The 25406-nt window shown below is 64.2% G+C and carries 23 protein-coding genes and 1 pseudogene; 5 read left to right on the top strand and 19 right to left on the bottom strand.

Features of this window, described 5'->3' with window-relative positions:
- The 3 genes from QCE58_RS00390 to QCE58_RS00380 are packed head-to-tail and all read left to right on the top strand — an operon-like array spanning window position 1 to window position 3130.
- The gene (locus QCE58_RS00390; protein WP_175979632.1) at window positions 1-993 is read left to right on the top strand and encodes an ABC transporter ATP-binding protein; all 993 of its coding nucleotides are present in this window, start codon (window positions 1-3) and stop codon (window positions 991-993) included.
- Window positions 990-1994, top strand: coding sequence for a peptide ABC transporter ATP-binding protein (locus QCE58_RS00385; RefSeq protein WP_175979631.1), 1005 nt, complete (start codon window positions 990-992; stop codon window positions 1992-1994). Before QCE58_RS00390 ends, QCE58_RS00385 begins: the two co-directional genes overlap by 4 nt.
- A 44-nt stretch (window positions 1995-2038) precedes the next feature.
- A complete protein-coding gene (locus tag QCE58_RS00380; protein ID WP_175979630.1) occupies window positions 2039-3130 on the top strand; it encodes a TraB/GumN family protein in 1092 nt (363 codons plus the stop codon).
- A gap of 29 nt (window positions 3131-3159) precedes the next feature.
- Here the strand turns inward: QCE58_RS00380 and QCE58_RS00375 are convergent, their stop codons facing one another.
- The 18 genes and pseudogenes from QCE58_RS00375 to pxpB all read right to left on the bottom strand — a co-directional run bounded on the left by QCE58_RS00375 (window position 3160) and on the right by pxpB (window position 22071).
- Window positions 3160-3957: a heparin lyase I family protein gene (locus QCE58_RS00375; RefSeq protein WP_250520838.1), complete on the bottom strand. Its 798-nt coding sequence runs from the start codon at window positions 3955-3957 to the stop codon at window positions 3160-3162.
- Window positions 3957-4661, bottom strand: a complete 705-nt coding sequence (locus QCE58_RS00370; RefSeq protein WP_279613007.1) for a WecB/TagA/CpsF family glycosyltransferase — start codon at window positions 4659-4661, stop codon at window positions 3957-3959. Before QCE58_RS00370 ends, QCE58_RS00375 begins: the two co-directional genes overlap by 1 nt.
- An 82-nt stretch (window positions 4662-4743) precedes the next feature.
- Entirely contained in the window at window positions 4744-5823 is a 1080-nt protein-coding gene (locus QCE58_RS00365) for a glycosyltransferase family 4 protein (protein WP_250520837.1), read from the bottom strand.
- A gap of 80 nt (window positions 5824-5903) precedes the next feature.
- Window positions 5904-7181: a VpsF family polysaccharide biosynthesis protein gene (locus QCE58_RS00360; RefSeq protein WP_250520836.1), complete on the bottom strand. Its 1278-nt coding sequence runs from the start codon at window positions 7179-7181 to the stop codon at window positions 5904-5906.
- A 2-nt stretch (window positions 7182-7183) separates the two neighbouring features.
- The gene (locus QCE58_RS00355; RefSeq protein ID WP_250520835.1) at window positions 7184-8362 is read right to left on the bottom strand and encodes a glycosyltransferase; all 1179 of its coding nucleotides are present in this window, start codon (window positions 8360-8362) and stop codon (window positions 7184-7186) included.
- A complete protein-coding gene (locus QCE58_RS00350; RefSeq protein ID WP_250520834.1) occupies window positions 8308-9735 on the bottom strand; it encodes a lipopolysaccharide biosynthesis protein in 1428 nt (475 codons plus the stop codon). The genes QCE58_RS00355 and QCE58_RS00350 overlap by 55 nt, the downstream gene beginning before the upstream one ends.
- Window positions 9728-10972, bottom strand: a complete 1245-nt coding sequence (wecC, locus tag QCE58_RS00345) for a UDP-N-acetyl-D-mannosamine dehydrogenase (RefSeq protein WP_175979623.1) — start codon at window positions 10970-10972, stop codon at window positions 9728-9730. Before wecC ends, QCE58_RS00350 begins: the two co-directional genes overlap by 8 nt.
- A 36-nt stretch (window positions 10973-11008) precedes the next feature.
- Window positions 11009-12154: a non-hydrolyzing UDP-N-acetylglucosamine 2-epimerase gene (wecB, locus tag QCE58_RS00340; RefSeq protein ID WP_250520921.1), complete on the bottom strand. Its 1146-nt coding sequence runs from the start codon at window positions 12152-12154 to the stop codon at window positions 11009-11011.
- Window positions 12155-12189: 35 nt separating this feature from the next.
- Window positions 12190-14406, bottom strand: coding sequence for a polysaccharide biosynthesis tyrosine autokinase (locus QCE58_RS00335; protein ID WP_250520833.1), 2217 nt, complete (start codon window positions 14404-14406; stop codon window positions 12190-12192).
- Entirely contained in the window at window positions 14403-14840 is a 438-nt protein-coding gene (locus tag QCE58_RS00330; RefSeq protein WP_250440276.1) for a low molecular weight protein-tyrosine-phosphatase, read from the bottom strand. The genes QCE58_RS00335 and QCE58_RS00330 overlap by 4 nt, the downstream gene beginning before the upstream one ends.
- The gene (locus QCE58_RS00325; protein WP_309779143.1) at window positions 14837-15484 is read right to left on the bottom strand and encodes an SLBB domain-containing protein; all 648 of its coding nucleotides are present in this window, start codon (window positions 15482-15484) and stop codon (window positions 14837-14839) included. The genes QCE58_RS00330 and QCE58_RS00325 overlap by 4 nt, the downstream gene beginning before the upstream one ends.
- A gap of 24 nt (window positions 15485-15508) precedes the next feature.
- Window positions 15509-15864, bottom strand: a pseudogene (locus tag QCE58_RS00320) (polysaccharide biosynthesis/export family protein); the annotation flags it as partial.
- Window positions 15865-16000: 136 nt separating this feature from the next.
- Window positions 16001-17275 carry an undecaprenyl-phosphate glucose phosphotransferase gene (locus QCE58_RS00315; protein ID WP_409014113.1) on the bottom strand — a complete coding sequence of 425 codons (1275 nt, stop codon included), beginning with the start codon at window positions 17273-17275 and terminating at the stop codon, window positions 16001-16003.
- A gap of 501 nt (window positions 17276-17776) precedes the next feature.
- The gene (locus QCE58_RS00310; RefSeq protein WP_175979618.1) at window positions 17777-18733 is read right to left on the bottom strand and encodes a DUF979 domain-containing protein; all 957 of its coding nucleotides are present in this window, start codon (window positions 18731-18733) and stop codon (window positions 17777-17779) included.
- On the bottom strand, window positions 18730-19449 hold the full coding sequence (locus QCE58_RS00305; protein WP_008352624.1) for a DUF969 domain-containing protein: 720 nt from the start codon (window positions 19447-19449) through the stop codon (window positions 18730-18732). Before QCE58_RS00305 ends, QCE58_RS00310 begins: the two co-directional genes overlap by 4 nt.
- A gap of 109 nt (window positions 19450-19558) precedes the next feature.
- Complete coding sequence (gene pxpA / locus QCE58_RS00300) at window positions 19559-20308, bottom strand: 5-oxoprolinase subunit PxpA (protein WP_008352625.1); 750 nt, start codon at window positions 20306-20308, stop codon at window positions 19559-19561.
- Window positions 20309-20380: 72 nt separating this feature from the next.
- Window positions 20381-21421, bottom strand: a complete 1041-nt coding sequence (locus tag QCE58_RS00295) for a biotin-dependent carboxyltransferase family protein (protein WP_008352628.1) — start codon at window positions 21419-21421, stop codon at window positions 20381-20383.
- Window positions 21418-22071, bottom strand: a complete 654-nt coding sequence (gene pxpB / locus QCE58_RS00290; RefSeq protein ID WP_250520832.1) for a 5-oxoprolinase subunit PxpB — start codon at window positions 22069-22071, stop codon at window positions 21418-21420. Before pxpB ends, QCE58_RS00295 begins: the two co-directional genes overlap by 4 nt.
- Window positions 22072-22253: 182 nt before the next feature.
- On the opposite strand from pxpB, the gene QCE58_RS00285 reads away from it, so the two are divergent.
- Entirely contained in the window at window positions 22254-22766 is a 513-nt protein-coding gene (locus QCE58_RS00285; RefSeq protein WP_008352632.1) for a winged helix DNA-binding protein, read from the top strand.
- Here QCE58_RS00285 and QCE58_RS00280 read toward each other — a convergent pair.
- Window positions 22763-23392 (bottom strand): 5-formyltetrahydrofolate cyclo-ligase, encoded by a 630-nt coding sequence (locus QCE58_RS00280; protein ID WP_244256204.1) that lies wholly within the window; start codon window positions 23390-23392, stop codon window positions 22763-22765. The genes QCE58_RS00285 and QCE58_RS00280 overlap by 4 nt on opposite strands.
- Before the next feature lie 19 nt (window positions 23393-23411).
- Here QCE58_RS00280 and QCE58_RS00275 point away from each other — a divergent pair, with 19 nt between their 5' ends.
- Entirely contained in the window at window positions 23412-25379 is a 1968-nt protein-coding gene (locus tag QCE58_RS00275) for a lytic transglycosylase domain-containing protein (RefSeq protein WP_250520831.1), read from the top strand.
- The last annotated feature ends 27 nt before the right edge of the window (window positions 25380-25406 follow it).

The following is a 25406-nucleotide window of genomic DNA, read 5'->3' as shown; positions in this document are numbered from 1 at the left end:
ATGAACGATCTTCTGACTATCCGCAATTTGCAGGTGACGTTCGGCGGCACGCAGGCCGTCGATCGCATCGATCTGTCCGTGAAGCCGGGCGAAGTCGTCGGCGTCGTCGGCGAATCCGGCTCGGGCAAGAGCGTCACGATGATGGCGCTGATGGGCCTCATCGACGCACCGGGCAAAGTAACCGCCGATCAGGTCACGTTCGACGGGAAGGACTTGCTGAAGGCGTCGGCGCGCGCGCGTCGCAGGATCATCGGCAAGGACATCGCGATGGTGTTTCAGGACGCGCTGACGAGCCTGAACCCGAGCTACACCGTCGGCTATCAGATCAAGGAAGTACTGAAGCTGCACGAAGGTCTGCGCGGCGATGCGCTCGACAAACGCGCGCTCGAACTGCTCGATCAGGTCGGCATTCCGGACGCGAAGAACCGCATCAATTCGTTTCCGCATCAGATGTCGGGCGGCATGAATCAGCGCGTGATGATCGCGATGGCGGTCGCATGCAATCCGAAGCTTCTGATCGCCGACGAGCCCACCACCGCGCTCGACGTGACGATCCAGGCGCAGATCATGGAACTGCTCGTGAAGCTGCAGAAGGAACGCGGCATGGCGCTCGTGCTGATTTCGCACGATCTCGCGGTCGTGTCCGAAGTGGCGCAGCGCGTCGCGGTGATGTACGCGGGCGAGATCATCGAAACGAATCATGTGCCGACGATCTTCAGCGAGCCGCATCATCCGTACACGGAAGCGCTGCTCGCGGCGATTCCCGAACATTCGCGCGGCGCGGAACGTCTCGCGGCGCTGCCGGGCATGGTGCCGGGCAAGGACGATCGCCCGAGCGGATGTCTCTTCGCGCCGCGCTGCAAATATGTCGTCGACGATTGCCGGAAGGCGCGGCCGAATCTGTATCAGCTCGACAAGAACGATCCGGCCGTGCGGGCGCGCTGCATCAAGCCGTTGAACATCGATGTGGTCGTGGAAGGAGGCGCGCGATGAACGCCGTACCGAAGGAATCGAATCAGGACATCGTGCTCGCCGCCGACAAGCTCACGAAGCATTACGACGTGAAACGCAGCGCGTTCAAGCACGGCACGGTGAAGGCGTTGAACGGCGTGTCGTTCGAATTGAAGCGCGGGCGCACGCTTGCGGTCGTCGGCGAATCGGGATGCGGCAAGTCCACGCTCGCGCGTCAATTGACGATGATCGAAGCGCCCACGTCGGGCCGTCTGCTGATCGAAGGCGATGACGTCGCGGGCGCGAGCCGTGCGAAGATCGCCGAGTTGCGTCAGCGCGTGCAGATGGTGTTCCAGAACCCGTTCGCGTCGCTGAATCCGCGCAAGACCGTCGAGCAGACGCTCGGCGAACCGCTCGCGATCAACACGAAGCTCTCGTCGACGGAGCGCGCCGAGCGCATCGCGAAGATGATGCGTACCGTCGGCTTGCGGCCGGAGCATGCGTCGCGTTATCCGCACATGTTTTCGGGCGGGCAGCGTCAGCGCGTGGCGATCGCGCGGGCGATGATTCTCGATCCGCAGATCGTCGTCGCCGACGAGCCGGTGTCCGCGCTCGACGTGTCGATTCAGGCGCAGATCCTGAATCTGTTCATGGATCTCCAGGCGCAGTTCGGCACGAGCTACGTGTTCATCTCGCACAATTTGTCGGTGGTGGAGCATATCGCCGACGACGTGATGGTGATGTACTTCGGCGGCGTCGCGGAAGTCGGCGACAAGAAGACGATTTTCGCGAAGCCGCGCCATCCGTACACGCGCGCGCTCATGTCCGCGACGCCCGCGATCTTCGAGGAAGACCGGCGCATCAAGATCAAGCTGCAGGGCGAGATGCCGTCGCCGCTCAATCCGCCATCGGGCTGCACGTTCCATCAGCGCTGCCCGTATGCGATCGAGCGATGCCGTGTCGAAGAGCCGAAACTGCGCGTGGTCGATGGACGTCAGGTGTCGTGCCATCGCGCCGAGGAGGTCGGCGAAGCCGAAGTCTGAATCTCGCCGGAAGGCTGCACGACGCGTCACGCGAATGTTTTAAGATGTCGATCGTGCAGGATTCAACCGTCAAGCCGCGCTTTTCGCGCGCGGCGTTCGCCAAAACGACAGCCCTCGTGCTGTCGTTCTTGCTGTTTACGGCGGGTGTCTCGGTGTCGCCTTCGGGCTTCGCGGTGGTCGGATCGCGCACGCCGCAGGCCGCGGGCGATGCGGGGTCCGCCGCCGCGCCTGCCAATCCCGCTCCGCCGCCGCGCACGGACCGCTCGACCGGCACGACCGCGAGCGGCCCGGTGCGCGCGCAGCCGCCGCGCATGCCGTTCTACGTCGCGACCAAGGGCACGACGACCATCTATCTGCTCGGCACGCTCCATGTGGGTTTCGCGAGCGACTATCCGCCCGAGCAACCGTTTCGCAAATCGATACTCGCGGCGCTCGATGCATCGCCTACGCTCGCGCTCGAGATTTCCCCCGACGATCTCCTGCTCTCTCAAGACGATGTGAATCGTTATGGCATGTGCCGCAGCGCGTGTCTGATCGACTATTTGCCTGACTCGATGTGGAAGAAGGTCGAGGCGCGCATGCGCAGCAATCCGGCGGCGCTGAAGGAGATCCGGCATACGCGGCCATGGCTCGCATCGATGCTGATCGAAACCTACGACACGTTGAAGGCCGGGTTTCAAAGCGAGTACGGAACCGAGGCGCAGTTGCAGAACGTGTATCTTCGCGCGCGCGGGAAGATCGTCGGACTGGAAACGCTGAACGAGCAGATTTCGACATTCACGCGGCTTTCGTCGGCGCAGCAACGCGAAATGCTCGCGCAGGATCTCGTGCAGACGCCGGCGGAGAACGTCGCCGATGTGAAGGAGTTGCACCGGCTGTGGCGCATCGGCGACGCGGATGCGCTCAAGGCCTGGGACGACGCCAAGTCGAGCAAGCTGGCGCGGAACAAGGCGCTCGCGGCGCAGGTCGACAATCGCGTGGTGTATCAGCGGAATCAGCGGTTCGTGCAGCGGATCGTCGCCATCGCCGCGCCGGATAAACCGGTGTTCGTGGCGATCGGCGCGTTGCATCTCGGCGGGCCGCGGGGCGTGCTCGAGCTTCTGAGAAAGCGAGGGTTCGTGGTGGAAGCGGGGTGATCGCCAGATCGCCGGGCCAGCCGTCGACGTTATCGGCGCGGCGCGACCGGTGACGGCGCCGATTCCCGTTCGAGAATGTCGACGTTGCCGTAGTACATCGAGCGCTCGGTCACGTCGGACGGTCGCGTCATCCACCACCATTTGTAAATGCCGAGCTTGAGATATGCGTTCCGGTCGCCCGGATACGCATTCGCGCAAGTCTCGCACCGAGCGACGCGCGTTCCGTTCATATAGAGATCGGTTCGCGGATGAAGGCCCGTATCGTCCGGACGGTATCGCAGCAACCAGTCGACGACTTTTCCCCTGTCGCCCGAAGGCGCGCCGAAATCGATCGCATTGACGGGCTTCCCGGGGCCGCCACGGATCTCGAGCCGGTATCGCCCGCCGGCCAGCATCAGCGAGACGGGCGGGGAACCTGCGGAGGCGCCCTGATGCAACTGGAAGGTGATTTCCGGTTGCCGTGAATCGAGCCGATAGTCCGCGGGGATGACCGTGGACCACCGGATCTCGTAATCCTTGCCGATCGCGAAACGCGCGATGCGCTCGAAGCCGATTTCGGCACGCGGCGATCCGTTCGCGACGCGCGAGAAGTCGTCGGCACGGCTCATCGACAACTTCAGGGCGACGCCGCCAGCGACGGGCATCGCGACGGTGTCGAGCGATTCGGGCCTCGGCGTGTGGATCGTCAGGCGCGGATCGACGCCTTTGCTCCACTGGCTCCGATAAACCAGCGCATAAGGGCGATCGCTATCGCTATCCGCGAGCACCGAGCACGCGGACAGCAGCATCGCGAAAACGGCGGCGAGCAAGACCGGCTTACTTGACATCAGGTTCTGCGGCGCGTCATCGAAGCGAGCGAAGCCCGCGCAAGCATCAACGCGAATTTGTTGTTCGTCACGAAGTAGCGGCGCCACATGCGGCGCGGCTCCTGAAAGACCCGGAACAGCCATTCGAGCCCGCAGCGCTGCATCCAGACCGGCGCGCGCCGCACTTTCCCCGCGACGACATCGAACGTGCCGCCGACGCCCATCACGAAGTCGACGCCGAGTTGTTCACGCCATCGGTTGATGAAATTCTCCTTTCTCGGCGACGTGATCGCGACGAACAACAGCCGCGCCCCGGACTGACGTATCTCATCGACGACGCGCTTTTCGTCGTCCCAGAAATAGCCGTGATGACGGCCTGCGATTCGCAATCCGGGATATCGGGCCGTGACCACGCTGGCCGTGCGATCGACCACGTCTTGCGTCGCGCCGAGAAGGAACACTGGCAACGCGCGCTCGGCGGCCATTTCCAGCAAACGCCCGAACAGGTCGACGCCCGCCACGCGCTCGCGTACCGGGAAGCCTAGCAGCCGCGCGCCCCATACGACGCCCATGCCGTCGATATTGACGATGTCGCAGGCGCGCACCGACTCCGCAAGCGCTTCGTCCGTCTGCATGTGAACGAGCTTTGCGACATTCACGACGACGTGCTGCGTGAATACCCGCTGCTCGACGCGTGCGCGAATCCAGTCGACGGTTTCGTCCATGGTGGCGACGTCCATCGGGCATGAAAAGATTTCGATACGGTTCATGTTTGAGAGAAGTAGTGCGAGGACACGTTCGGTCGTATCAGTGCAAGGCCTTGTCGTAAGCGCTCACCAGGCATTCGACCGTGCGTTCGATGGTGAAACGATCGAGAAAGCGTTGTCTCGCTGCGGCAGCCAACTGCGTGCGCAGCGCCGGCGACGTGATCAGCTTGGCGAGTGCATCGCAGAGTTGATCGGCGGCATCGGGCGACACCAGCAATCCATCGCGCCCGTGAACGATGGCGTCCGTGACGCCGGGAATGTTCGTGGAAACGATCGTCGCGCCGTACGCCATCGCTTCGACGATGGCCACCGGAAAACCTTCACTGCGCGACGGCAGGACGAAGATGTCGGCATTCGCGAGCAACTGCGCCTTTTGTTCGCCCGTCGCCCATCCGAGGTGCTCCACTTCCATCGAAAGGTTTCGATGTTCGACGTCCGTCAGGAACGCTTGGAGGTCGCCGCTGCCAGCGACAAGCAGCCGATACGGATGGCCGAGCCGTTTCAGCCGTTCCGCGGCTTCGAGCAGCACCTTGATGCCTTTGGCTTCCACGAGCCTGCCGAGGAACAGAATGGTTGGCGGCTGCGAGCCGGACCTGCCGAGCGCCACGTCCGACGCGGGATCCGAAATGCCGTTGTAGACGAGCTGACGCTTTTCCGGATGGCAGAGCCGGTCGCGATCCAGCCACGCTTCCATGTCACGCGACAGGCAGATCACCTGAGCAGCGCGCTTCCACATAAGACGGACCGCCTTGCGGCACAGCGCGGGAAGCGTTTCGATGTACTGCGCCATCGCGCCGTTATGCAGATGCAAGATGTACTTTTGGCGCAAGCCGATGCACGTCATGGCGAGGAGCCACTTTCTGAGCAGCGAGCCACGGACCGACGTGTGAATATGGACGATGTCGATATTCCGCGAGACCGCTCCGCTCACGACTTTCCACCACGCGCGCGCAAACTGCCGGATGCGTCGCAGCCCACCGCGGGCGCCGCATGTCGCCGCGAAGCTCAGCGTGTAGCCCTGCGATTCGAACAGCTCGCTGCGTTGCGCATATCCGCCGATCACGGAAGCGATACCGCCCTGCGCCGACATATCCGGGCCGACGTGAAGCACCTTTTGCACGGCGCGACCATGCGCGCCGGCAGACCTCGAAACACTCATCCTTCACTACCTTGCAGTTCAAATCGTTGACGCGAGCGCTTTCATCGGTCGCGGACATCCTCGGTGGACGAAGCGGGCAAACCGCCTTCGAAAGCTTCGCGAGCGCGCGGCGGCTTCTGCCGGCGCCGGTCCATCTCGCGGCCGGCGGCCCAGGCGAATACGGCGCAGAGATACAGCGCGGGCGTTTTCGTTGCGAGCGAGTTGTTGGTCATCGCCGTCATGAAGAAGGCGACGAACATTACGGACAAGCGACGACGGGTTCGGGCGTCCCGGTCATGTGCGATCCTGCGCAAACAGATCCAGATACAGGCGAGCAGCAGTAACGTGCATCCCAGGCCGAACATGAGCACGTACGCGACCAGAAAGTTCTCGATCACGCCGATATCCGCCCGATCCATCATGCGCGACACCGCGTCCGGGTCCGTTCCGGCGAGGACGCTTCTCCAGTCGAGGTAGTTCAGGATTTCCACGGACTGCAAACGGACGCCCGAACTGCTGTCGTAGGCGCCGACATTGGCAATCCGGTCGCCGAGCATGCCCGACGCCAGCATCCAGCCGACGAGGCCAATGGCGAAGGGCGCGCCGAGCGCCACCAGCGCCATCCGGCCGACGGACCTCAGCCCGAAGCGAATGGACATCAGCGCATTCAAGGTCAGATAGACCATGAGCGCGCCCCGCGCGCCGAACGCCGATAGCGCCGCAGTCGTCAGTACGAACACCAGAATCGAAATCGCGGACGTGCCGCTCAGTTGCAACGCGACGGCGACTGTGACCAGGATCAGCGCGTTATTCAGCGGATGGCCGTGCAGGGCAGTCGCACGAAAATAGCTGCCGTACCATGTGTCGATTGGAATGAACTGCGTCTGCGTGACGACCTCGAAAATCGCCATCGCGCTTTCGAGGATCACGAATGCGAGACCCAGCCGCAAGGTGCGCCGCACCGTGCGTTGATCCATGAACGGCGCGACCGCCGCTATCCAGAACATGGCAAGGATCGTGTCGACGGCGAAACCCAGCGCCTGCGCGCCCGTGACGATCGCTTTCAGAATGAGGGCGGCTATCGTGAAGACCGAGCACGCAATCGGTGTCCGGAAACTTCGGCAAGACCACGCCGACGGTCCCGCCGTGCGCCTGAGCACAAGCACGAGCACCGCGCCGACGGTGAACCAGACGTAAGGGTGGACCTTCAATCCACCCGCGCCCTCGTTGCCCGAATAGTTGAGGCCGAGCAGATTCAGGCCGGCTCCGCTGAGGAACAGCGCCAGCGACACGGCCGCGAGAAACATGAACGAAACGACGTTCGAGACGGACAGCCTCACGACTACGCTCCGGCTCCCTGAGTGGCCTTGTCATCGTGGGCCTGCAAACCGAGTTGCTCCAGATAGCGATCTCCGATTGCTTCAAGGGAGAACGCTCCGGCTCGCGCGATCAGCGCCGGCTTGTCGACGTCGCCGGTCAAAGACTCGATGATGGCCGCTGCCAGTGCTTTCTCGTCGTCCACGGGCACGAGGCGTCCGTACTTTCCGCCGTCGAGGATCTCGTCCGGCCCATGTTCGCAACGCGTGGACACGACCGGCAGTCCGAATGACAAAGCCTCGACGATCACATTGCCGAACCCTTCGCGCTTCGAGGAGCACACGAAAAGATCCGCGTTGCGATAGAGCTCCGCGACATCGCCGGCGAATCCGGGAAGACTGACGCTATCGGACAGACCCAGTTCACGGACCAGCGCCTCCAGATGAGCGCGGTCCTTGCCCTCTCCGGCGATGACGAGCGTGGCGTCGCCGCGCGTCTTCAGCACGGATGCGAACGCGCGAATCAGAACGTCGAAGCCTTTTTGCGCGCCCAGCCGCCCCACAGCGAGCACGGCGGCTCCACGCGGCTTCGCGTTCGCGACGGCGCCCGGTATGAAGCACGGGTTATGAATGACGACCACCTTGTCCGGCGCCCGGCCTTTGAGGCTGCGCCGGAGATCCTGTGCGACGCCTGTCGAGACCGCCACGATGGAATCGCTCACCTGATAGAGCCATCGCGCGATCGCCCACTTGATTTTTGCCTTCGCGCTGGTCCTGTGCAGAGACCCGTACACCGAATCGGACGGAGCGAAGACGGAGTGCTCGCTGATCACCAGGCGCGTCCGGCTTCCGCCGAACAGTCTGGCCGATACGGAAATCAGGTTGGCATAGGGCAGAAACGACAGCACGGCCTCCGGACGTCTCTTCCTGATCAACGCACGCAGTTCGAGCACGCGCGCGAGATGCCCGGTCTTGCTCGCGACGACGACTTCGACGCCGGGTGGCAACTGATAAGCGGTTCCTTCTGTGTGAACGAAAAAAAACGGCCGGAAACCCTTCGAGACGAAGTGCTTCGCAATTTCGACGGCGACGCGCTCGGCGCCGCCGCCATGCAAGCAGGGAATATGAAACAGAACCTCGCGCTTGCCATTCATAGCTTGCCCCTCAGTGCTTCCCGAATGGAGCCCACGTTCGCGCCAACGCACATGCCGCCGAAGAGCGAAAGCGCGACGATCGCGGAAAGGCACTCCGTCCATATGCCGGCATGGCCCGCGCGATTCAGCACGTCGTTCGATAGCTCGCCAGCCGCCAGAGCCGCCGCGGCGAACGCAGACAGGAGGATCGCACCGGACACCACGCGCCCCAGATCCACGATGCCCCGCGCGAATGCGGCGCTGATGAGCAGCGCGACGACGTTCACCGCGAGAAGGCCGCGCACCATGCCGCCGCATCCGGCCATGCGCGCGCCGAAATATGTTGCGGCTACCGCGAGCGTCATCGTCAGAAGGTTGATGCTCATCAGCGCCTTGGTCCGCGCGTGCAGGTGATACGCCTGGTCGAAGAAATGCGCCCTGAACGCGGCAATCGTCGCGATCGCCAGCAGCGGCAGCACCAGTGGCAGCGCCGCGTTTCCGATCGACGGTCCCAGCATCAGCGGGAGCGCGACGTCACGCAGCACCATAACAACGATGGACACCGCGAACACGCAGGCCAGCATCAGCAGGCCGAGCCGGGCATGAAACGCGCGGTGCCCGGCTGCGGACCGCGACGCCTTCTCGCGCAAGAGCCACGGATAACACGGCGTCACGATCAGCAGGCAGGCGGCCGAGATGGCGTTGGTGATGAGCCCGCTGGCGGCGGCGTAGATACCGACGACGGCCGGTTGCTCGAACATCGCCAGAATGGGACGGTCGAGGCGCGTCATCGCCGTCGTGGCGATGAACACGGGTATGAGCGGCAATCCGTAATGCAGCATGGCGCGCAACTGATCCACGCTGAAGCGCGCGTGACGCATGACCGCAACCCTGTCGAAGCCGCAGAGAATCGCCTGCAGCACGAAGACGGCGGCGGTCCCATACAGGGTCAAGGTCATGGAATGCGTCAGCGACCACGCGATCAGTCCCGCGAGCGTCGCGCCGACGGTGAGCAGGAACGACGCGAATGCGTATCGCAACACGGCGCTGCCCGCCCGCGCGATTTCCTGCGTGTAAAGCGCCGCGCTTTTCGCCAGCGCGAGCACGCCGACGGCGAGCCACACCTGGCGGCTGCCGGCCTCGAACGCGAGCGCCAGAGCGATGGCGGCCAGCGCGACGAGTGCGATCGCCAGCCAGACGAGGTGACTCGTCCGCAGGTACGCATCGGCGTCGTCCTTCCGGGCCGAGGCCGTCCAGAAGCGCACGAAGGCCAGCCTGTGCCACTGAAAAACGACGGCCTGAAACGCCTCGACGAGCGCCAGATAGACCGCGAGCTGGCCATAGACCTGCGGGCCGAGCACGCGTGCGTAGGCCATCAGCGATACCACGCCTCCGGTCACGGATACGGCATAGCCCGCGGTAAGGCCAAGGCCGCGCCTAGCCACGAGCGAGCACTCCACGTGTATCGATCAGCACCTTCGACAGCATCCGGTTGCCGTCCATCGACGTGAACTCGCGGTGATCGACCAGCAGCACGATGATGTCCGCCGCGTTGATCGCGTCGGCCATGCTCATCAGTTCGATCTTGCCGCGCAGCGGCTGCGGCAATGCCGAAATGTTCGGTTCCACGGCGACGATTCCGCCGATGCGCGCATCCGCGAGCATGGCTACGATTTCCAGCGCCGGACTCTCCCGCAAATCGTCGATGTTCGCCTTGAAGGCGAGTCCCAAACACGCGATCACCGGCTCCTTGAACCGCGCGGCCGCGCGTTTGACGCGCTCGACCACCCAGTGCGGCTTCGAATCGTTCACGGCGCGCGCCGTGCGAATCAGGCGTGCTTCCTCGGGCGCCGAATCCACGATGAACCACGGATCCACCGCGATGCAATGCCCGCCGACGCCCGGCCCCGGCTGCAGGATATTCACGCGCGGATGCCGGTTCGCGAGCCGGATCAGTTCCCACACATTGATATCGAGGCGGTCGCAGATCAGCGACAGTTCATTCGCGAACGCAATGCCCACGTCGCGCGACGCGTTCTCGGTCAGCTTGCACATCTCGGCGGTGCGCGCGTCGGTGATGACGCACTCGCCCGTGACGAAGGTTTGATAGAGCGCACGCGCCGCTTCGCTGCAGCGCCGCGTCATGCCGCCGATGATGCGGTCGTTCTCCACCAGTTCACGAATCACATGTCCCGGCAACACACGCTCCGGACAATGCGCGATGCGAATGTCCGACGCCTCGCCGTTCTCCTGCGGAAAGCTCAGATCGGGCCGCATTTCCGCGAGCCATTTCGCCATCTGTTCCGTCGCGCCGACAGGCGATGTCGATTCCAGCACGACCAGGTTGCCTTTCTTCAGAACCGGCGCGATGGCGCGGCTCGCCGCTTCGATATAGGACAGGTCGGGCTTGTAGCCGTCGGTGAAAGGAGTCGGCACCGCCACCAGAAACGCATCCGCCGGTTCGGGCGACGTCACCGCACGCAAATGCCCCTGCGTCACCGCGGCGTGCACCAGCATGTCGAGTTCCGGCTCGACGATATGAATCTCGCCGCGATTGATGGTATCGACGGCATGCTGATTCACATCGACGCCGATGACTTGCTTGCGGCGCGCGGCGAACGCGGCCGCCGTAGGCAAACCGATATAGCCGAGACCGATGACGGAGATTGTCTGGAATTCCATGACTGTGCTTCTTCTATTTTCTATTGCGAGAGGTGATCAGGCGGCCAGAGCCGGGCGAAGCTCGAACGCCTGCAAGACGGCGGCGATGCGATCGCATGCGCGGCCGTCGCCATAAGGATTCGCGCCACGGCTCATCGCCGCGTACGCACGCGCGTCGTGCAGCAGGTGCATGACGTTGTCGACGATGTCGGCGGTATCGGTGCCCACGAGCTTCACCACGCCGGCGTCGACCGCTTCCTGACGCTCGGTGGTATCGCGCATCACGAGCACCGGCTTGTGCAGCGAGGGCGCTTCCTCCTGAATGCCGCCGGAATCGGTGAGGATCAGGTCGGCGCGATCCATCAGCCGCACGAACGGCAGATAGTCGAGCGGCTCGATGAGATGCACGTTGCCGATGCCCGTCAGCAGACGGTTGACGGGTTCGCGCACGTTCGGATTCAGATGCACCGGATACACGATGTCGGCATCCGGCGACGCATGCGCGATCTGCGCGAGCGCCGTGCAGATGCGCTCGAATCCGCCGCCGAAGCTCTCGCGGCGATGTCCCGTCACCAGCACGAGCCGGCGTCCGGACGCGAAGGAAGGCAGGGCGTCATCGGCGCGCGCGCGAAGGGTGCCATCGCTCGCGAGACGTTCGCGAACCTGCAGCAACGCATCGATGACCGTGTTGCCGGTCACGACGATGGTTTCGTCGCGCACGCCTTCCGCGAGCAGTCTATTCCGCGCGCGTCCGGTCGGCGCGAAATGCAGCGCGGCCAGTGCGCCGGTCAGCTTGCGATTCGCCTCTTCCGGCCATGGCGACGCGAGATTGCCGGTCCGCAGCCCCGCCTCGACGTGCGCGACCGGAATGCGCTGATAGAACGCGGCGAGCGTCGCGGCCATCGTCGTCGTGGTGTCGCCGTGCACGAGGACCATGTCCGGCCGATACGCGGCGAGCACGTCGCGCATCCCGGCGAGAATCGCGGCGGTGACGTCGTAAAGATCCTGACCGCGCTTCATGACGTTGAGATCGAAGTCGGGGCGGATGTCGAACAGCGCGAGCACCTGATCCAGCATCTCGCGATGCTGACCGGTCACGCACACGCGGCATTCGAAGCCGGATTCGAGCGCCATCCGCTTGACGAGCGGCGCCATCTTGATCGCTTCGGGACGCGTGCCGAAGGTGAAGAGCAGTTTTTTCAATCTTGACATTGAGGAATGCAAAGAGTCCGATGGCTTCATGACTTCGGGCTTCCATACTGGGAGAAGGCCCCGTAGGACATCCCGCGGGACGGCGTGTCGGTAAGCAGTGCCCCGTCGACCGACACACCCGCGCTCGTGAGCTGACGCATGGTCTGGCCCAGCTCGGCGGCGGTATGGCAGCCGTGCCGGACAACGAGGAGAGTCGCATCGGCGTGGCGGCCGATCAGGCCGGCATCGGTGACGGCAAGCACCGGCGGCGAGTCGATGATCACGAAGTCATAGAGCGTCCGCAGCTCTTCGAACAGTTGCTCGAAGCGCCCGCTCAACAGCAGTTCCGATGGCAAATCGGGCGTGCCGCCACCCGTGATGACATCGAGCCCCGGCAGCACGCCCCTGCGAATCACGCTTTGCAGACTGGCGCCGCCGATCAATTCCGCGAGGCCCGATGCGCGGGCCAGACCCAGAACACCTTGCAGATCGCCGCGCCGCATGTCGGCATCGAGGAGCAGCACGCGTTCTCCGCCCGCAGCGAGCACGCTCGCGAAATTGACCGAGATGAACGATTTGCCGATGCCGGGGCGCGCGCCAGTGAACATCACGATCTTGTTGCGTTTCCTTAGAACGCCGAACTGCAGTGCCGTGCGCAAGCTGCGCAGACCTTCGATGGCGATGTCGTTCGGCGACGCGCTTGCGAGCACCCGAGGCTTCGCCGGATCGCGTTCGCGCGATGCGTCGAGCGACGCCTGGCGGTCGGAGTGGGAGATGAGCGCATAGACAGGCAGATCGATCGCCGCTTCGACCTCCGCCGGCGTTTCGAGTCCGCGACTGAGCATCCGCCGTCCGAGCGCGAGGCCGCATCCGGCGAGAAGTCCGAGCACGAGCGAGAGCGCGAGCGTGAGCGCCTTTTTGGGCGCGACGGCCTTCTCCGGCACGACCGCGTAGTCGACGGTGCGGACGTTGCCGAGTTGGCCCGCCCTGAGCACGCGTAACTGCTGCGTGCTGTTGAGCAGACTGGTGTACAGGTCGTTGCTGACCCGCACATCGCGCAGAAGACGCACGGCGTCCTGTTGCACCGACGGCAGCTCGCCGATCTGCCGCTCGTAGGTATCCGATTGCCGCCGCAATTCGGCGATGCGTGCGTCGACCGCCGTCACCGATGGATGCAGCGCCGTGTAGCGCTGAACCAGGTCGACGCGCTGCTGCTGAAGCTCGATGATCTTCGTCTTGTTTTCGACGACGGTTTGAAGCAGCAGCTTGCTTTGCTCTTCCAGATCGACGGCACCGTGCTGCGCGCGAAATTCGTTGTAGCGTGCTTCGGCCTGGTCGAGATCGGCGCGCAATTGCGGCAACTGATCGCCCAGAAACGCGAGCATCTGCTGCGCCTGTGCCGATTTCCGGTCGACGTTTCGTTGCACGTAGAGCGTCGCGATCGTGTTGACCGTCTGCGTGATGCTTTCGGCATCGGCGCCGTCGAGCGCCATTCCGACGATTCCGGACTGCTTCGTCTTTTCCGCGATCTTGAGGCCCTGCTGCAGATCGGCGATGGTCCGCTGCGTCGACAGGCGCGTCACGTCGAAGCGCGTGCCGGGCCGCGCGCGCAGCGATGTCACGGTAAGTTCGACACTGTCGTTGCCCGTTCGCGCGGACGCCGGCTGGCCAGCCGTTCCGCGCAGGATGGTGGCGCCGTCTGCCGATTGCAGTTCGTAGCGCCCCGCGTCGCCCGCGATCAGCGTGAAGGGCTTCCCGTGCCAGCGCGCCGGCACGTCGAATTTCGACACGGCGATGCGCTCGCCGCCCCACGCATAACCGCCCAGGCCGGGCGGCGCGCCGTTGAGGCCGTCGCCGGCCAGGAAACGGACGAACGGCTTGCCGACGAGCGGCGCATAACGCGGCTTCGCATCGATATCGAGGTGCAGACGCGCGACCGCGTCGCCGATCACCGCGCGCGAGCGCATCAGTTCGATTTCCGCATCGGTGCTGGCCTTGTTCTGGAACAACGCCGCGAGATCGCCGAGCTTGTCGTTGAGCGAGCCCGTACCGCTGTCGTCATCGACCTGGATCAGCGCGTCGGCGCGATAGGTCGGCGTGGCGAGGAATGCGTACAGCGAACCGATCAGAAACGTGCACGCCGTCGCGGCCGCGATGAGCCCGCGGCTCTCGCGCAGGACGCCGAGAATCTCGAACAGGCGGATTTCGTCGTCGCCTGTCGTGTCGGAATAGGTCTGTGATGGTTTGACTTGAATGTCTTTCATCGTTGCACCGCCAATGCGCGGCTCCATTGCGAGACGCCCGCGCGGATCTGCGCGAAAGCCAGGTCGAACACCGCGCGATGGCGCTTGTAGGGATCGGCCACGTCCGCGCCCGTTTCGTCGCAAAGGCGGAAGACCTTGCCGCGAGTGAATGGCCAGGTCGTCTCGATCCAGCGGCGCTGTTCCTGGGTCATCGTGAGAATCAGATCGGCTTCGCGGACGAGAGCGCCGTCGAGCTGTCTCGCGACGTGCGAGTCGAGCGGGATGCCGTGCGCATCGGCCATGTCGGCGATGGCCGGATCGGCTGGATGCCCGGCGAGCGCGCGCGTTCCCGCCGAAACGACCGGCAGGTGCGGCAACTCGCGCGCGAGCATCGCCGCCGCGAGCGGACTGCGGCAGATATTCCCCTCGCACACCATCAGCACGGAGCGGATCATTTCGCGAGCACTCCCGCCGTGAGGCCGGCGTTGACCAGCGGCATCAGCAAACTGATCACGCGGTTGAAGCGCACGAGGCCGCTGCCGTCGACATAGACGATGTCCTTAGGCTGCAGCTCGAATTCGTTCGCCACGAGCATCGACACGGGCGAACGGCTGTCGAGGTGAAACACTTGCGGTGCGTCGTCGTCCGGGCGGATCACGAACATCTGCGCGGTGTCCGCCGTGTTCGGATTGATGCTGCCCGCCTGCGCGAGCGCATCGGCGAGCGACATGCGGCCGTCGCGGCGCGGTGCGGCGCGGCCCGGCCTGCTCACTTCGCCCATCACATAGACGACGTTGTCGTCGCGCGATGCGACGCGCAGCAGGTCGCCGGACTTCAGATACAGCGTCGACGGGTTGAGCCCTTGCGCGAGCAGTTGCGGCACGTCGATCCGGTGCGAGGCGCCGCCGCGCACCAGCACGACATCGCTCTGATCGGCGTTGTCGCTGAAGCCGCCGGCGCGCGCGATCGCATCGTAGAAGCTGAGCGGCACATCGGTCAGCGCAAGCGCGCCGGGGTTATGGACCTGGCCGTCGACAAAGACCTGGCGCGAGCGATACGAAGCCATTCGCACGGTGACTTGCGGCTTGACGAGATACATCGAAAGCGCGCTGGTCAGCCTTTGCTGGATTTCATCGGTGCGCAGCCCGGCGACCGCAGCGACCCTGCATACGGGAAGCGCAAGTTGCCCTGCTGATCGACGACGAAACCGGGCGCGGGGTCGCTTGCCTTCGCGCTCGTCTGGCTCTGTACGGAGCCGAGCGCTGCGGCAAATTCCGGATGATCCCAGACGACGATCTGCAGCACGTCGCCCGGGCCGACCGTGTACGTTCCCGGCGTGCCGAAAAGCTGCTTCGCCTGCTGATCCTGACGCGTCTTGCGTTGCGCGGCGTAGCGCTTCACGAGCGCGAGATCGAGCTCCGTAACGGCGATCGCGGGCGTCGCCGCGGTGGCTTCGACCTGCGATCCGGCTTCGTTCATGTGAAAGCCGGGCGCGAACGCGCACGCGCTCAGCGCGCACGTCAGCGCGATCGTCAGCGTCGTTGGTAGAAACGAAGCGCGCCCGGTCGCCGGGCGAACGCGTTCGGTTGATTGCTTCATGGATAAGGCCTGCGCATCAATACGCATTGCGATGAACGAAACCCCGCACGATGGTCGCGAGGACGATGCGCATATCGAGCGCGAACGACCAGTTGCCGAGGTAATAGAGATCGTGTTCGATGCGCTGCTGCATCTTGTCGACCGAATCGGTTTCGCCGCGAAATCCGTTGATCTGCGCCCAGCCGGTGATGCCCGGCTTGATGCGATACCGATGGATGTAGTCGTCGACGATGTCCTGATAGAGATCGTCATGCTCGATCGCATGCGGACGCGGCCCCACGACCGACATCTCGCCGCGCAGCACGTTGAAAAATTGCGGCAGCTCGTCGAGGCTCGTGCGACGCAGAAACGCGCCGACGCGCGTGACACGCGGATCGCCGCGCGTGGCCTGGACGACGCCATCGTCTGCCGCGTGCAGGTGCATCGTGCGGAACTTGTAGATCTCGAACGGCTGCCCGCTCGCGCCGCGGCGTCGCTGCTTGAACAGCACCGGTCCCGGCGACGAGAGCTTGACGGCGAGCGCGATCGCGATCAGCAGCGGCAAGGTTCCGAGAATCGCGCACGTGGCGAACACGCGATCGAAGATCGTCTTGATGGCGGGCGTATCACCGTTGAGCGGCGAGGCGACGAGATTGATCGCGAGCAGGCCGTTGCCATCGGCCGTGCTGCTTTGGAAGCGGGACAGGCTGGTCACATCCGGAATGAACCGGATATTCACCAGTTCGTTGCGGAACGCATGGAGCACGCGGCGCAGCGATTTCTCATCGGTGAGCGGCAGGGCGAGCCACAGTTCGTCGATCCGCCGCGTACGCACATGCGATGTAAAGGCGTCGAGATCGAAAAAGCGCGGCACGCCGTTCAGCGGAGGCGCTGTTGGCGCCCCCGTCTCGAATTGCGCTTCGATGCGGTAGATCGGCTTGCGGATGGCATCGAGGCTGCGTACGAGGAAGGCGCAATGATCGCGGCACCCCGCGACAGCCACCGAATAGATTGGCGCCCCACGCGAACCGGCGATCCTGAGTACAAAGATTCCGAGCGCGGTCATCACGCCCAGACCTGCGAATGCACCGAGCGAGGGCTGGTAGTCCGGATGCATCAGCTTGACCGTGCCGATGGCGAGCGCTTCGCAGAACACCCACCCGAGCGCCGACAGAAGCGCGCCTACGCGGGGCGCGGCACGAGACGTTCCACGCACGTCCATTGCGCACCACGCGAAAATGATCGCGAGTGCGACGACGGTGCTCCGATACGCTGCGAATGAGCTTCCCTCGGTCTGCTTATGGACGGTTATTGCGCAGACTACGACGAAGACGCTTTCGACAAGTCGCAGCGGTAAATCACGGCCGGAAGGTGCGTTATTTAGTTGGAAATAGCTCGGCAATCGCATGGCGGACAAAGGCGGAATACCGGCTCGCCTGTCGATCGTGAATGGCGAATATATGGAGAACCAGATTCATGAGTGAAACAGTCTCCATTAGCCATTACACGGCAGATATAAGCATCGTCCTAATTACCCATATTTGAAATATGGATGCGATTTTTCAAAGTTTAATGATTGACGCATGCCTCTTCGGGCAATTCATAAACGTGATCCACCCTCGGAAGGCGATGATCCATTGCCTCAAAACGCAGGCGGTTGGAGGCTCACAGCCAGAGCCGGGTATTGGAAAATAAAAAAAGCGCACTCAGGGTGTTTCCTGAGTGCGCTCATTAAACCGATTATCGAATTTTATTGATTGACGAACGTCGCTCGAATATTCGCGCACTCGAGATGCGCCATAAAAATATTCGCTCAAATAAACATCAGCCAGTTCAACAAGAATATATTCGCGACTAGCAACGTCACCGCCGTCGGCACCTGCACCTTGATGACCGCGTTCTTGTCGGGCAACTCCAGCAGCGCCGCAGGCACGATGTTGAAGTTCGCGGCCATCGGCGTCATCAGCGTGCCGCAGTAGCCGGAGAACATGCCGATCGCGGCCATCGTCGCGGGATTGCCGTGGAATACGCCGACGAGAATCGGTACGCCGACGCCGCCCGTCATGACCGGAAACGCGGCGAAGCCGTTGCCCATGACCATCGTGAAAAGCGCCATGCCGAGGACATACACCGCCACCGCGACGAGCCGGTAATCCATGTTGACATAAGCCGTCGTCACATGCGCGACCGCCTTGCCTACGCCCGCATCCGAGAACACGAGGCCGAGCATGCCGAGCATCTGCGGCAGCACGGCAGCCCACGACAGCGCATCGATGAGACGGCGCGTTTCGCGCATCGACTGGCCGACCGTGTCGCGCGTCATCACGCAGGCAATGGCCAGCGCGATCACGCAGCCGATGCCGAAGCCGATCAGCGTCACGTTCTTCAGCTCGATCAGCGGCACGCCGCCGAACACGAGGTATTTCGCGCCGAGCGTGAGGATCACGGTGACGACGGGAATCGTCAGCGCGGGCACGAAGAGCTTGTTGCCGAGCCGCGCGGCGCTCCGGCGGCGCGTGTCTTCGGAAAGCATCTTCGGCTTCGCGCCGGTGACGCCGCCGAAACCCGCGATCAGCGCCATCGCCACGACGAGCACGCCGACGACCGTCACCGGAAGCCAGTCGCCGACGAGAAAGATCAACGCGTAGATCAGCCAGAATCCGCCAGCGGTCAGACGCCGCGGATGCGATTTGTCCGTGAGGATCATCCCGCCGACGACCAGCAGAATGATGCCGACGAGATAGAACAGATAGTTGATCGTGAGCGTCATGCTTTTTCTCCCGCGACGTTGCGCGTGAGCGCGTCGAGTTCGCGCGCGAGCCTGCGGTCCAGGAGCCACAGACGGAAACCGTGAATCAGGAACGCGCAGATTGCCGTCGGAATGCCCCACACGGCGACGTGCATCGGCTCCACGACGATGCCCGCTTCCTTCAGGAACGTGACCATCAGCACGATCGCGCCGAACGCCACGAAAATGTCCTCGCCGAAGAACAGGCCGACGTTGTCGGTCGCCGCCGAGTACGCGCGCAGCTTGAAGCGCGTCGCATCCGAGAGCTTGCCGTAGCGCGCTTCGGTGGCGCCTTCGGCCATCGGCGCGAGCAGCGGGCGCACCATCTGCGGATGGCCGCCGAGTCCCGTCAGGCCGACCGCCGCCGTGAGTTCACGCACGAACAGATAGACGATCAGCAGACGCCCGGCTGTCGCGGCCTTGATGCTCGAAATCCACATTTGCGCGCGCTCGCGCAGGCCGTGCCGTTCGAGCAAACCGATCACCGCCAGCGGCAACAGGATGATGAGCGGAATGTTGCGCGTCTTGAGAAAGCCGGTGCCGATCGCGGTCAGGATTTTCTCGATGGGAAAATGCGCCGCGAAGCCGGTGATGATCGCCGCGGCCGCGACGATCAGCATCGGATTGAAGCGCAGCACGAAGCCCGCGATGATGACGGCCACACCGATGAGCGGCCATAGATTGACAGGGGTTGCCATGAGTTCTCCAAACAATATTGACGTCACGCCTCGTACCGGGCGCGTGGATTCACTACTTCCTTGCTAAAACGCCCCGGCGTTGCGGGGCGTTCGAACCTGCGTTGACGGCTCAGGCGTCGGCGTGCGCGGCGCGGACTTCGATGCCCGCATCCGCCAGCGCGCCGCGAATGCGCCGCGCGAATTCGAGCGCGTGCGCGCCGTCGCCGTGCAGGCAGATCGTCTGCGCGTTGAGCGGCACCCATTCGCCGGACACGGCCTGCACCCGCTGATCGCGCACCATCGCGAGCGTGCGGTCGAGCACGACGTTTTCGTCATCGAGCAGCGCGCCCGGCTCCTTGCGCGGCACGAGCGAGCCGTCCGCGCGATAACCGCGATCGGCGAACACTTCTTCGATGGCGATCAAGCCCGCGCGCCGCGCCGCTTCGATGAACCCGCTGTTCGCGAGACCGAAGACGAGCAGCGACGGATCGAAATCGTGCACGGCGGAGACGATGGCATCGGCGATTTCCGCGCTTCTCGCCGCCTGGTTGTACAGCGCGCCGTGCGGCTTGACGTGCGCGATGCGTCCGCCTTCGGCCTGCGCGATCGCCGAAAGCGCGCCGAGCTGATACAGCACGCCCGCGTAGATTTCCTCCGGCGGCAGGTCCATTTCCTTGCGGCCGAAGTTCTCGGGATCGTTGAAGCTCGGGTGCGCGCCGATGGCGACGCCTTTCTCGACGGCCCAGCGCACGCAATCGCGCATCGCCGTGGCGCCGCCCGCATGCCAGCCGCACGCGATGTTCGCGGAACTCACGAGATCGAGCAGCGCCTCATCGGTGCCGCAACCTTCGCCGAGATCGGCATTGAGATCGATTTCCATGATGTTTTCGCACTCGTTCCGTTGGATGTTGGATGTATGCGCCGCGTCGTTCGCGCGGCTTTCGCCCTGCTGCTAAGAGCCGGCGCGCGCGATGCGTTCCTCGTGCATCGCGATCGCCGTTTCCACCTGGCTTACGTATTGCCGTTCGTCGGCGAGCGCGTGACGCGCCTCTTCCGCCGACGTCTCGATAAAGCGCACGCCGCCGTTCAACCTCACCTGCGCGAGCTTCCACAAGTCAGCCTTGATGACCGCGCCGATCTTCGGATAGCCGCCCGTGGTCTGCGCGTCGCCCATCAGGATGATCGGCTGGCCGTTCGGCGGCACCTGGATCGTGCCGGGCAACACCGCGTGCGACAGCAGCTCGATCTTTTCGCGCCGCTCCAGCGCCGTGCCCGCGAGGCGAAAGCCCATGCGATTGCTGTTCGGCGTGATCGTCCATTCCTCGTTCCAGAAAACCTGTTGCGCGGCGTCGCTGAAACTCGCGTATTCCGGGCCGCGCAGCACGCGAATCGGGGCGGCCCACGCGAGGCTCGGCGAATGGCGTCCGCGGCGCACGGGTTCGTCGACGAGCACGAACTTGCACCACGCGGGCGCTTTCACGCCGAACGCGGGTTCTTCCGGCGAAAACGCGATGCCCTTGTGCGGCTGCGGCACGCCGACCGGCAGGCGATCGCCGTCGCGCAGCGCGCGTCCGCCGAGGCCGCCGAAGCACGCGCCGAGATCGGTCGAGCGCGAGCCGAGCATCGGCAGAACGTCGATGCCGCCTGCGATCGCCACATAACAACGCATGCCGCGCTTCGCCGCGCGCAGCGTCAGCTCCTGGCCCGCGCGCACCGGCAGGCTCCACCACGAATACACCGGTTCGTCGTCGAGCGTCGCGCCGAAATCGGTTCCAGTGATGGCAATGCGCGTCGCATGCTTGAAGCGCAGCACGGTCGGCCCGAACGTGATCTCGATGCCCGCCGCATCCGCCTTGTTACCGACGATGCGATTGCCGATTTCCAGCGACAGCGCGTCGAGCGCGCCACCGGAACTCACGCCGAGATGCCGGTAGCCGCGCCGGCCGAGATCCTGGACGGAAGTGAGCACGCCCGCGCGAATCACGTCGATCATGCGCGTACCTCCAGCGCCCTGAAGCGCACGCGGTCGCCGGGCTGCATGAGCGTCGGCGGATTTCTGGCCGGATCGAAGAGCTTCAGTTCGGTGCGCCCGAGCAATTGCCAGCCGCCCGGCGACGCCGCCGGATAGATGCCCGTCTGCGCCCCGCCGATGCCGACCGATCCCGCCGGCACTTCGAGACGCGGTTCGGCGCGGCGCGGCATGGCGAGCGCGGGATCGAGCCCGCCGAGATACGCGAAGCCCGGCTGGAAGCCGAGGAAGAACACGACGTACTCGGTTTGCGTATGACGCTTCACCACGTCATCGACGGACAAGCCCGTGTGCTGCGCGAGCGCGGCGAGATCGGGGCCGTCTGCGCCGCCGTAGCGCACCGGAATCTCGATTTCGGCGCTGTCCATGTCGGGCGTCTCGGCCGCGTCCCAGCCGCTTTCGAGTTGCGCGGCGAGCGTTTCGTAGTCCGCTTCGAGCGGATCGAACACGATCGTCAGATTGTTCATGCCCGGCACCACTTCGACGACGTGCGGCATCAGGCGCGCGTGCTCCGCAAGCGCCCAGATGCGGCGCTGACAGTCGAGCGTGGCGGGCGGCGCGGCTTCGCACACGAGCGCGGAGTCGCCCAGCGAATGAATACGTGGTCTTGTCATGCCTCAATTTGCCTTTGCGATGCGCGAAATTCGTCGATTCGATGAACGCCGCACCGTCGCAGAATGTTACATTGTCAATAAATTATCAAGAAATTATCAATACAGGTTTTCGCCGAGGCGCGCCGTCGCTCGCAAAATCGACGTTGCGCTACACTCCAACGCACTTCAATTCGGTCACCGCCATGCCGCGCCATCCCACCAAGATCGTTTCGTCCGAGCATCTCGTCTCCGAAGCCAGCGCGGAATTGTCGGAGTTCGAGTACGGCCTCATCATGGCGGGCAACGCGTTCAATCGCTGGATGGTGCGCTGCATGTCCGCGGCGGGCGCGAAGGACATGACGGCGGTGGAAGTGTCGCTGCTGCACCACGTGAGCCATCGCGACCGCAAGAAGAAGCTCGCCGACATCTGCTTCGTGCTGAACATCGAGGACACGCACGTTGCCACGTATGCGCTGAAAAAACTCGTCGCTCGCGGCTATGTGCAGAGCGAGAAATCCGGTAAGGAAGTGTTCTTTTCCGCGACGCCGGCGGGCCGCGAGCTGTGCGGCAAGTATCGCGAAGTGCGCGAAGCCTGCCTGATCGAGACGCTGCGCGAAAGCGGCCTCACCAACGAGCAGATCGGCGAGGCCGCGCAACTGATGCGCAACGCCTCCGGCCTTTACGATACGGCCGCGCGCGCGGCGGCCTCGCTCTAATAGACAGCGGATTCGGTGACGATCGCGTCGAGCGGCATGTCGTGCGTCTCGCGCGGCAAGGTCGCGCACAGACCCGATTCGTACGCGACGCCGATCGTCACCGGCCGCGCGCCGTTCGGCCACGCGGCGAGCGTGCGGTCGTAATAGCCGCCGCCGTAGCCCAGCCGATACCGGTCCGCATCGAAACCGACGCACGGAATCAGCAGCAGTTCGGGCACCACGGCTTTCTCTTCAGCGGGCACCGGAATACGGTAGCGGCCTTCTTTCATCGGCGAGTCGGCGCGCCAGGCGTGGAAGACCATCGGCGCGTGCGGTTTCACGACGACCGGCAGCGCGGCGCTGCGCGTGGCGTCGGCGGCGAGCCAGCGCGTGAGCGCGTCGCGCGCGTCGAATTCGCCCGCGACCGGCCAGTAGAACCCGACGCTGCGCGCTTCGTGCCGCGCGAGCACTTCCTGAAGACGGATCGCGAGCGCCTCGTTTCGTGCGTCCTGGCCGGCTTGCTCCTGTTGCGCCTCGCGCTTCGCGAGAAGGGTCGCGCGCAAGGCGCTTTTCGGCTCACGCTTGGGTTCGTCGCAAACGTTGCGTGCTATGCTTTCCTCCGATCTCAGGACCCGGTTCAAGACCATTCGCGCTCCAGAAATAAAGATGTCAAAACGCCTCAACCGAGTATATCTCGCGGTCGGCGCAGCCCTTGCCGCCGCGACGCTCGTCGCCTGCGGCACGGCCTCCGCCGTCCGTCCCGATGCAGATTTCTCCCCCACGTCCGACGACCGCGTCTTCCTGCAGCTGCGCGATGCCGCGCGCGCGAACGATGCGGGCAAGGCCGCGATGCTCGCCGCACAGATTCCGAATTACCCGGCGCCGAGCTACATCGAATACTTCACGATCAAGCCGCAGCTTTTCGATTCGCAGGGCCACGCGCGCCTCGACGCGCCCGACGCGCCGGTGCTCTCGTTCCTGCAGCGCTACGACGGTCAGGCGATTGCGGACCGCCTGCGCAACGACTATCTCGTCGTGCTCGGCGGCCGTCACGACTGGAAGAACTTCGAGCAGCAGTATTCCCGTTTCGTTCTCAACGACGACACGCAGGTCAAGTGCTATGCGCTCGAAGCGCGTTTGTCGCGCGGCGAGAACGTCGCGGATGCGGCGCGCGCGCTGCTCGTCGAGCCGAAATGGTATGGCGACGGTTGCGTCGATCTGATCGGCGCGCTCGCGGCGTCCGGCCAGTTCACGAGCGACGATGTCTGGCAGCAGATCCGCCTTGCCTACGAGCAGAACTACACGTCGACGGGTTCGAATATCGTCGACGCGCTCGGCCAGGAAAAGCCGAAGGATTCGCTCTTCGACGACGCCGTCAACAAGCCGCCGCTCTATCTCGCGCGCGGCGTGATGCCCAACACGCCGGCGCATCAGCTGACGCTGCTCGCGGTCACGCGCCTCGCCCGCAACGATCCGGCGATGGCCGCCGCCACGTTCAGTTCCGTCGCGCCGAGTCTCACGCCCGCGGAGCGCGCGACCGGCTGGGGCACGATCGGCTATCAGGCGGCGATCAAGCGCATGCCGTCGGCGGCCGACTGGTATCGGCTGTCGGCGAACGCGCAATTGTCCAACCCGGCGTACGAATGGCGCACGCGCAGCGCGCTCCTCATCGGCGACTGGAACATGGTGCGTTGGTCCATCGAACAGATGCCGCCCACACTGCGCGCCCAGCCGTCGTGGGTCTACTGGCACGCGCGCGCCGTGAAGCAGGCCGGCGATACGGCCGCGGCGAATCAGGAATTCCAGAGCATCGCCGATCAATACAATTTCTACGGCCAGCTCGCGCTCGAAGAGCTCGGTCAGAAGATCACGGTGCCGCCGCGCACCACGGTGTCCGACGCCGAGATCGAGCAGATGCAATCGGTGCCGGGCTTCGCGCTGTCGCAGCGTTTCTACGCGCTGAACATGCGGCTCGAAGGCAACCGCGAATGGAACTGGCCGCTGCGCACGATGACGGATCGTCAACTGCTCGCCGCCGCGCAGTATGCGAAGCGCATCGAGATGTTCGACCGCACGGTCAACACCGCCGACAAGACGAAAGCCGAGCACGATTTCACGCTGCGCTATCTGTCGCCGTTCCGCGATATCGTCGAGCGCGACGCGAAGGACACCAATCTCGACATCGAATGGGCGTACGGGCTGATCCGTCAGGAATCGCGTTTCATCATCAACGCGCGGTCGGAAGTCGGCGCGGGCGGCCTGATGCAACTGATGCCGGGCACGGCGCAACTCGTCGCGAAGAAGATCGGTCTTGGCACGGTGTCGCGCGCGCAGATGAACGACATCAACACCAATATCCTGCTCGGCACGAATTACCTGTCGATGATCTACAATCAATTCGATAACTCGCCCGTGCTCGCGACCGCTGGCTACAACGCGGGGCCGGGCCGGCCGAAGCAGTGGCGTCAGGACTTGCGCGCACCCGTCGAGGGCGCGGTTTTTGCTGAAACGATCCCTTTCACCGAGACTCGCGATTACGTGAAGAACGTGCTGTCGAACACCGTCTATTACGCGGCGCTGTTCGAAGGCCGTCCGCAGTCGTTGAAGGCGCGTCTGGGCTACATCGCACCCTGACCGTCTGAAACGAAGCTTCACGCCCGC

Source organism: Caballeronia sp. LZ028 (assembly GCF_031451415.1).
In the GTDB taxonomy this organism is placed as follows: Bacteria; Pseudomonadota; Gammaproteobacteria; order Burkholderiales; family Burkholderiaceae; genus Caballeronia; species Caballeronia zhejiangensis.
Note: the sequence above shows the minus strand (reverse complement) of the source record. Positions and strands in the feature narration are given on the sequence as shown.